Annotated in this window: 8 protein-coding genes; all 8 read right to left on the bottom strand. The window is 57.2% G+C overall.

Translation table 11 applies throughout. From position 1 onward, the window contains the following. Nucleotides 1-651 (bottom strand): precorrin-8X methylmutase, encoded by a 651-nt coding sequence (locus EDM60_RS04110; protein WP_063228372.1) that lies wholly within the window; start codon nt 649-651, stop codon nt 1-3. 57 nt (nt 652-708) lie between these two features. Continuing rightward, on the bottom strand, nt 709-1476 hold the full coding sequence (gene cobK / locus EDM60_RS04105; protein WP_122962809.1) for a precorrin-6A reductase: 768 nt from the start codon (nt 1474-1476) through the stop codon (nt 709-711). Nucleotides 1477-1489: 13 nt separating this feature from the next. Then, nucleotides 1490-2539 carry a sirohydrochlorin chelatase gene (locus EDM60_RS04100; RefSeq protein WP_122962808.1) on the bottom strand — a complete coding sequence of 350 codons (1050 nt, stop codon included), beginning with the start codon at nt 2537-2539 and terminating at the stop codon, nt 1490-1492. A 49-nt stretch (nt 2540-2588) separates the two neighbouring features. Further along, complete coding sequence (cobJ, locus tag EDM60_RS04095; protein WP_122962807.1) at nt 2589-4373, bottom strand: precorrin-3B C(17)-methyltransferase; 1785 nt, start codon at nt 4371-4373, stop codon at nt 2589-2591. A gap of 87 nt (nt 4374-4460) precedes the next feature. After that, entirely contained in the window at nt 4461-5420 is a 960-nt protein-coding gene (gene cbiB / locus EDM60_RS04090) for an adenosylcobinamide-phosphate synthase CbiB (protein ID WP_122962806.1), read from the bottom strand. Nucleotides 5421-5433: 13 nt separating this feature from the next. Further along, nucleotides 5434-6039: a histidine phosphatase family protein gene (locus EDM60_RS04085; RefSeq protein WP_122962805.1), complete on the bottom strand. Its 606-nt coding sequence runs from the start codon at nt 6037-6039 to the stop codon at nt 5434-5436. Beyond that, nucleotides 6036-6776, bottom strand: a complete 741-nt coding sequence (gene cobS / locus EDM60_RS04080; protein WP_122962804.1) for an adenosylcobinamide-GDP ribazoletransferase — start codon at nt 6774-6776, stop codon at nt 6036-6038. Before cobS ends, EDM60_RS04085 begins: the two co-directional genes overlap by 4 nt. Then, nucleotides 6773-7303, bottom strand: coding sequence for a bifunctional adenosylcobinamide kinase/adenosylcobinamide-phosphate guanylyltransferase (cobU, locus tag EDM60_RS04075; RefSeq protein ID WP_233454051.1), 531 nt, complete (start codon nt 7301-7303; stop codon nt 6773-6775). Before cobU ends, cobS begins: the two co-directional genes overlap by 4 nt. Nucleotide 7304 lies beyond the last annotated feature (1 nt).

The raw sequence follows: 7304 nt of genomic DNA, 5'->3' as shown, positions 1-7304 counted from the left end.
TTAGCCCAACCGTTCCGCCATGATGGAGATGGCATTCAATGCCGCTACAGTTACAGGGCTTCCGCCTTTGCGCCCGATGTTGGTGATGAAAGGAATGTCGAGCTTCGCCAGCTCTTCCTTGGACTCCGCCGCAGATACGAAGCCTACTGGCATTCCGATGACAAGTCCTGGCTTCGCTTCCCCTTCCTTCACCATGCGAATCAGCTCCAACAGAGCTGTCGGCGCGTTACCGATGCAGAAAATTCCTCCGTCTGCTTCCTTCACAGCTTTGCGCATGGAAATAATCGCACGAGTGGTGTTGAGGCGTTTTGCTTCTTCCATGACGTCGCGGTCAGAGATGTATACTTTCACTTCGCCGCCGAATTTCTCAATCCGGTTTTTGCTGATGCCGACTTGAACCATTTGCACGTCCGCCACGACGATTTTTCCGCTGCGAATCGCTTGAATACCGGATTGGACAGCATCCGGGTGGAAAACGAGACTGCGTCCGAGATCAAAGTCGGCGGAAGCGTGGATGACGCGCTGCACGACAGGGTATTGTTCCTCTGTAAACGGGTGCTCGCCCAGCTCGTCGGTAATGATTTGAAAGCTCATGTCCTCGATCTCTTGCGGTTGTACAGTCAAAGGCTTAAATTCGGTTTTGAAGTCCATGGTTGGTTTCCTCCAGTCACTTGTTTGGATGCTTGTTTATACAGGCGGCATGCCGTGTTATTGCACGACCTCTTTAAGCTGGTTCAGCACGCTTTGGTAGTCGGAAAACTTGGTGCCGTAATCGATTTTCGGACGTCCGATGACGATTGTCTCGATGCCCATTTCCAGCGCTGCTTCCACTTTTTCGTCAAAAGCGCCTACCTTGCCGCTCTCTTTCGTAATCATCAGCGTCACGCCATAGTGGGCGTAGAGCGCTTTGTTCAGCTCTTTGGAAAAAGGCCCTTGCATGGCGACGATGTTTTTTTGCTCCACGCCGAGTTCTTCGCATTTTTGCATATTGTCGAGCCGCGGCAGCATGCGGGCAACCAATGTCGTGTCCGGCAGGCCCAAGAGACGATCCGTGAACGTCTTCAACGTCTTGCTGCCAGTCGTCAGCATGATGACGCCGCGCTTGTCAGCCGCAAGCTCGGCTGCTTGCACGTAATCCTCGACGATGATCAGCTTTTCGCTGCCTGGCGCATCCAGGCTCTCACGCTCGTAACGGATGTACGGAACACCCGCTCCTTGTGCGCCCGCCATCGCGTTTTTCGAGGCTTCCTCCGCAAAAGGGTGGCTCGCGTCAACGACACAGCGCACGCCCCTCTCCTGGATCAACTGCTGGATGTCGTCGGCAGTCAAGCGTCCGACCTGGACGGGCACACCGGCCTCCTCCATGCTTTTCGCTGCGTTGTCCGTTACGACGGTGGTCAGCAGATCGTAGCCGTTTTCCTTGATCAACAAGGCCAATTCACGCGCGTCGCTCGTTCCAGCCAATACGAGAATCATGCTGTGTCTCCTCCTACTTGGTTACGTGGTCATGCTTGTGGTCGTGTTTGTGATCATGGTCGTGATCATGATCGTGGTTATGGTTATGATCGTGAGCATGGTGATGATCGTGGTCATGGTTATGATCGTGGTCATGGTTATGATCGTGGTCATGGTGATGATCATGGTCATGGTGGTGATCGTGATCATGATGATGCCCGTGATGGTGGTGGTGATGTCCATGTCCGTGATCGTCATCATGGTGGTGGTGATGGTGGTCGATATGCTCCATCGCTGCCAGTCTGTACTGACAGGTGTCACAGTTCAGCTTCACTTCCCCGTGCAAAGCTTCCTCGACGCGATCCTTGAGCACTTCTTTCAGCAACGGGTGGAAACCGAAATACTCGGCCATCTCAAACTGGGCATCCGGATATTGCGCGCGGAACTTCTCCAGTTGATCGCTCATCCGTTTGATCAGCACACCTGTAAACAGGAAGTACGGCAGCAGCACGATGCGCTTGGCGCCAAGCTTCAGGCAGCGCTCCACTCCCTCGTCGTACAGCGGGTAGGTCACACCCATGAAAGCTGTCTCGACCAAAGGCGCCTTGTAACGCTCCCAGAAAAGGCGGGACATTTTGTAAATATCACTGTTGGCATCCGCGTCGCTGCTGCCGCGCCCGATGACGAGCACAGCCAGATCGTCGTAATCTTCACCGGAAGCAAAGCCCGCTTCTGCCATGCGTGTAGACAAAATGTTGATCACTTCTTCGTGAATGCCGATCGGACGACCGTAGATGAACTGTACGTGCGGGTGCAGCTCCTTCGCTTCGTCAATCGCCGCCGGGATGTGGATTTTCGCATGACCCGCAGAGAACAGGATGATCGGAATAACCGCTACCCGCGTCGCTCCTCTCGCTACACACGTATTCAATCCTTGCAGCATGTCTGGTCTGGCAAACTCGAGAAAGCACGTCTCGATAATCGGCACATCCAGCTCAGGCGCAAGGGAAGCGACAAACTGGCGAATCTCTTCGTTGCCTTCCGGGTCCTTGCTTCCATGTCCTACAAATAAAACCGCGTCCATTTCGTTTCCCCCTCGTTTTCGGTCAACTCCGCTATCTATTGATCGTCTGTCAATCTCCGCAAGCGGCGTTCTCGATTTCCGCTTTGGCAGGTTCGTACCAGGCATACCCCTCCAGCTCGCCTACCCTTTGGAAAAACTTGTGGAAGCGCTCATTCGGAAACGCCTCTTTTTTGAATCGGTTCACGATTCGCTCGACAAGCGGCACAATCGCCTCTTTATCAATGCCTTCCGCAACCGGAATGCCGGAATGCGCGTTACGTCCCACCGTTTTCGCGCCCAGGAACAAATCGAATTTGCCTTTGCGGAACACGATTCCGATATCCTCCTGAACAGCTCCATAGCAGGCCATTCCGCAGCCGTTAAAGCCGATTCTCAGCTCCTTGGGCATTTCCTTGCCACCCAGCCGCTGGTGCAGCTCCTCCGCGTACGGGATGCTGTCTTTTTTCTCGCCATCGCAAAAATCGCACGCCTTCACCTGCAACACATCCCCGATCGGGCTGAGGATAAGCCCCAGCTCGCGCAAACGGCTGGTCACGCTTTCCGGATCAGCAGTCGGCACACGCATGATGATCTGGTGGTGCGGGGTATATTCGATCTCGCCTTTTTCTCCTGCGACTTCGGCGATCGCCATCATCTGCATCGGCGTGATTTTTTTGTTGGCGACACCGGGACTGACGGCGAACTCAAAAATCATTTCCGGCTGAAACGATGAAGCCGTACGAACAGCGCTTGCTTGGGCAGGCTTCGTTTCGATGCCTTTTGCCGTATTGACGGCACTCAGCGCTTGCATGGCCCAATCGAGCGGCGAGCGCTCTGCCTGGGGAGCAACCGTTTGCGCTGCCTGTTCCACCGGAGGAGCTTCCAGGACAGCCGTACTCGTTGCACTTCCGGCTAGTCCGGCTTGACCAGCAGCCGACGGACTTTCCACATCAGTCGCCAGCACAGGTCGCTCACTTGCTGGCTCTACTGTCTTTGGGGCAGTCGTGCCCACGCTTTCGTCGCCTGCTTCCAATGACCACGGTTCATTTTCCACGCGCAGCCGTTGATGCGGCTTGAGCGGCTGTTCGTCTGCCGACAGCGTGTATTTGCGCTGGTAGCCGCGCGGCGTAATCATTTTGCCATCGTACACGAACGTCGAAGAGTTCCCGATGATGACCGTCGTCAACATGCCGATGTCGTGCTCCAGCATTTGCGCAAGTGTCGTCACCACGACCGTCTCGCGCTCGCGGTAGGCGCTTTTCACGATTCCGACAGGTGTATCAGGCGAACGGTATTGCAAAAGGATGCGCTGCGCCTCCACAATCTGGCGCGTGCGTCGACCGCTGCGCGGGTTGTACAAGGCGATGACGAAATCAGCCATCCCGGCTGCATCGATCCGTCTGGCAATCAGCTCCCACGGCGTCAAGTGGTCGCTCAAGCTGATCGTGCAGGCGTCATGCATGATCGGAGCACCGAGAATAGCGCCACAGGAGTTGATCGCCGAGATGCCCGGAACGATTTCGATCGGAACGCCAGTCGCCTCTGTCCAGCCTTTCTCGACCAGCACTTCGTAGACCAGACCCGCCATCCCGTAAACGCCGGAGTCTCCACTGGAGATCACCGCTACTTTTTTGCCTTCCTCTTCCGCTTGGCGCACGGCTTCGCGCGCACGCGTCACTTCCTCGGTCATCCCGGTGCTGACGATCTCCTGATTGGTCAAAAGTCCGCGGATCAAATCCACGTACGTCGAGTAACCGATAATGACGTCAGATTCTTGCAGGGCTTCCCGCGCACGCTTGGTGATATGTTCAAAACTTCCCGGGCCAAACCCGATCACAAACAACTTGCCGCTCATACGGCCCCTCCCCTTTCCATCGCATACGTGTCGCATGCAGGCGTTATATGGTCTTACTCTTACGGTGTCTTTTCGCTCATCATCCGGCTAGACAAGTGCCAGAGCTGCTGCAATCCCCGAACATAAAAGCAGGCACAGCAAGGAAGTGAGATACATCAGACGAATGGTTGCCGTGATATCGGCAGCAGCCAACGGCCGATGCGGGTCCCCGAGCCTTGCCCGATTGGACGGCACACCCTGGTAGTAGTTAAGACCCCCAAGCTGTACGCCAAGTGCGCCAGCCACCCCCGCTTCCGGCAATCCGCTGTTTGGACTTGGATGCAGGTGCGCGTCTCTTTTGATCATCGCCCAGCACTGTCTCCAGTCCAGTCGTTGCAGCCAGCTTGCCATGACCAAAAGCAGCGCGGTCAGGCGAGCGGGTATGTAATTCATCACGTCGTCAAAACGCGCGGACGCCCAGCCCAAGTTTTTGTACTTCTCATTTTTGTAGCCGACCATCGAATCAAGCGTGTTGGCCGCCCGATAAGCCATCGCCAGTGGCGCACCGCCCAATGCGGCGTAGATCAGCGGGGAAACAATCGCATCCACGATGTTTTCCGCTACCGTCTCCACCGCCCCCCGGCAAATTTCCGGCTCATCGAGCTGATCCGTGTCACGCCCTACAACCATCGACAAGGAGCTCCTTGCCGCCGCCATGTCATTTGCCAGCAGATGGCGGGCAATCTCCAGCCCAGCGTCCGCCAAGCCTTTTGTCGCGATCGTCGTGGAGATGAGCCAGGCTCCAACCACCCACGCGAGCAGTGGATGCACGAGAGCAGCCACCCACAAAATCAGCCAGACGGCGGCATAGCTGCCTGACACGATCAGGAGCGGAAACAGGATTCCCGCCAGCTTCAAATGCGATTCCCGCTTGACGACAGCGCGAATGACACGCTCCAGCCGCGTGATCCACCATCCGATGATCACCACCGGATGCGGCAAGCTGCGCGGGTCGCCTACCACCCGATCAATCAAGTATGCCGCGCACAATACCCACACTTCCGTCATGTTGTCCCTCTCTTTAGCTTCCCAGCCTTTGTCTGTGCCAGCGCTGCCCATCCCACTCCGCAAACAGCGCTTCTCCGTGCTTTAGCCCGTCTACTTGCCAGTATTGGCGCGGGTCTTTTGCAAGCCATGCCGCCTGAAACCAGCGAATCACTCCGCCGTGGGCAACCAATACGGTCGTTTCGTTTGGCTCCCGCTGTTGCCGATCCATCAGCTTGCACAACCAGCCGTCTACGCGGTGGCCCAGCGCTTGCAGGCTTTCCCCGTTGGGCGGACAGCAGTGAAAAGGATCGTCGTACCAGCGCGTAGCCCGCTCGCAATCCGCCTGCATCAGCTCGTCGTAGGTCAGCAGCTCCCAGTCGCCAAAAGACAGCTCCCGCAAAGCCGGAACAGAGATGATCGGCACATCCCATACGTCGGCCAGCGGTTGGGCCGTCTCCATGCACCGGAGCAAATCGCTGGCGTAGAGCGCATCAGGCCGTTCGATCTGGCGGGACAAGCGCTCTGCCAGTTCACTCGCCTGCCTTTTTCCATCTATGTTCAAAGGGACGTCGCTATGCCCGAGATATCTGTGTTCCCGATTGCTGTCAGTCTCGCCATGGCGTATCCAGACCCACCTCATAACCACCAACTCCCGACCAGTACAAGCAGCATGACCGCCTCGCTGCTCTCGATGACAGCCCCGTAGCAATCCCCGTTCAGCCCGCCCAGCTTGCGGGCAACCGAACGACAGAACAGCAGAGCGAACAAGCACGATCCAGCGATCGCCGCGACGACCTGCCAGCCGCCTGCCAGCCAGCCAACTGCGAGCAAAGCCACATAGCCGATGACGATCGCCCACAGCGACAATCCGGCGCTGATGCCTTTGCCGATCCCTTTATCCGCCGACAAGTACGGCCAGAGCCGAATGGCAAGCAGGACATGGGTCCGCGCCGCTGCGGGAACAAAAACGAGGAGCAGCCCCCAGCCTGGATGTGTCAGCTCTGTCAAAGCGCCCGCCTTGAGCAGCAGTAGCAAAAGCGCCGCCAGCACGCCAAAAGCACCCACGCGGCTGTCCTTCATGATCGCAAGCACTTGTTCTTTTGGCCTGCTGCTGCCCAATCCGTCCGCCAAATCCATCCAGCCGTCGAGATGCAGTCCGCCTGTGATGTACACCCAGACGATGAGCGTCAACACGGCGGCAAGCCACGGACTGAAGAGCGAAAGCCCTGCCTGGTGGACACCCCATAGCAAAATACCTATGACCAGCCCGACAGCCGGATACCAGTTGACGCTTTTTTTCCACGCCTCATCGGATGGGCGCAGCCACGGGACGGGAATCCGCGTAAAAAAGGCAATCGCGTGCCAAAATGCATTCATCCTTTGATCCTCCACGGGATTCCGGCCATTACCGCGTAGACGGCATCCGCCTGCCGTGCAGTCTGTTGATTGACATCCCCGAGCACATCGGCGAACCATCTGCCCAGCCGATTCATCGCCACTCCGCCCAAGCCGACCTCGCTGGTGACTGCGATCACTTTTTGCGGGGAGCGGCTGACGAGGGCAAGCCACGCCTCCAGTTCCTGCAAAAGCGCTTCGGTATGCTCCTGGCTGCGCCACTGCGCTTCCTCGACGCTCATCAGCCGATTGCTCACCCATGTCGACAAGCAATCAATCAGCACGACCCCGTAGCCTGATGCAACGCTCTCGTAGTCGCAAAGCCGCTCCCCTACCTCGACGCTTCCCCATTGACTTGGACGGCGCTCTTTGTGCCGCTCGATCCGCTGCTTCATCTCTTCGTCCCAGGCTTGCCCCGTTGCTACGTAAAGAACTCGCTCGCCAGCCTGTTCGGCCAGCTCTTCGGCAAAGCGGCTCTTGCCGGAGCGAACGCCGCCTGTCACCAACACC

Origin of the sequence: Brevibacillus parabrevis (genome assembly GCF_003710905.1) — a bacterium.
In the GTDB taxonomy this organism is placed as follows: domain Bacteria; phylum Bacillota; class Bacilli; order Brevibacillales; family Brevibacillaceae; genus Brevibacillus; species Brevibacillus parabrevis.
Note: the sequence above shows the minus strand (reverse complement) of the source record. Positions and strands in the feature narration are given on the sequence as shown.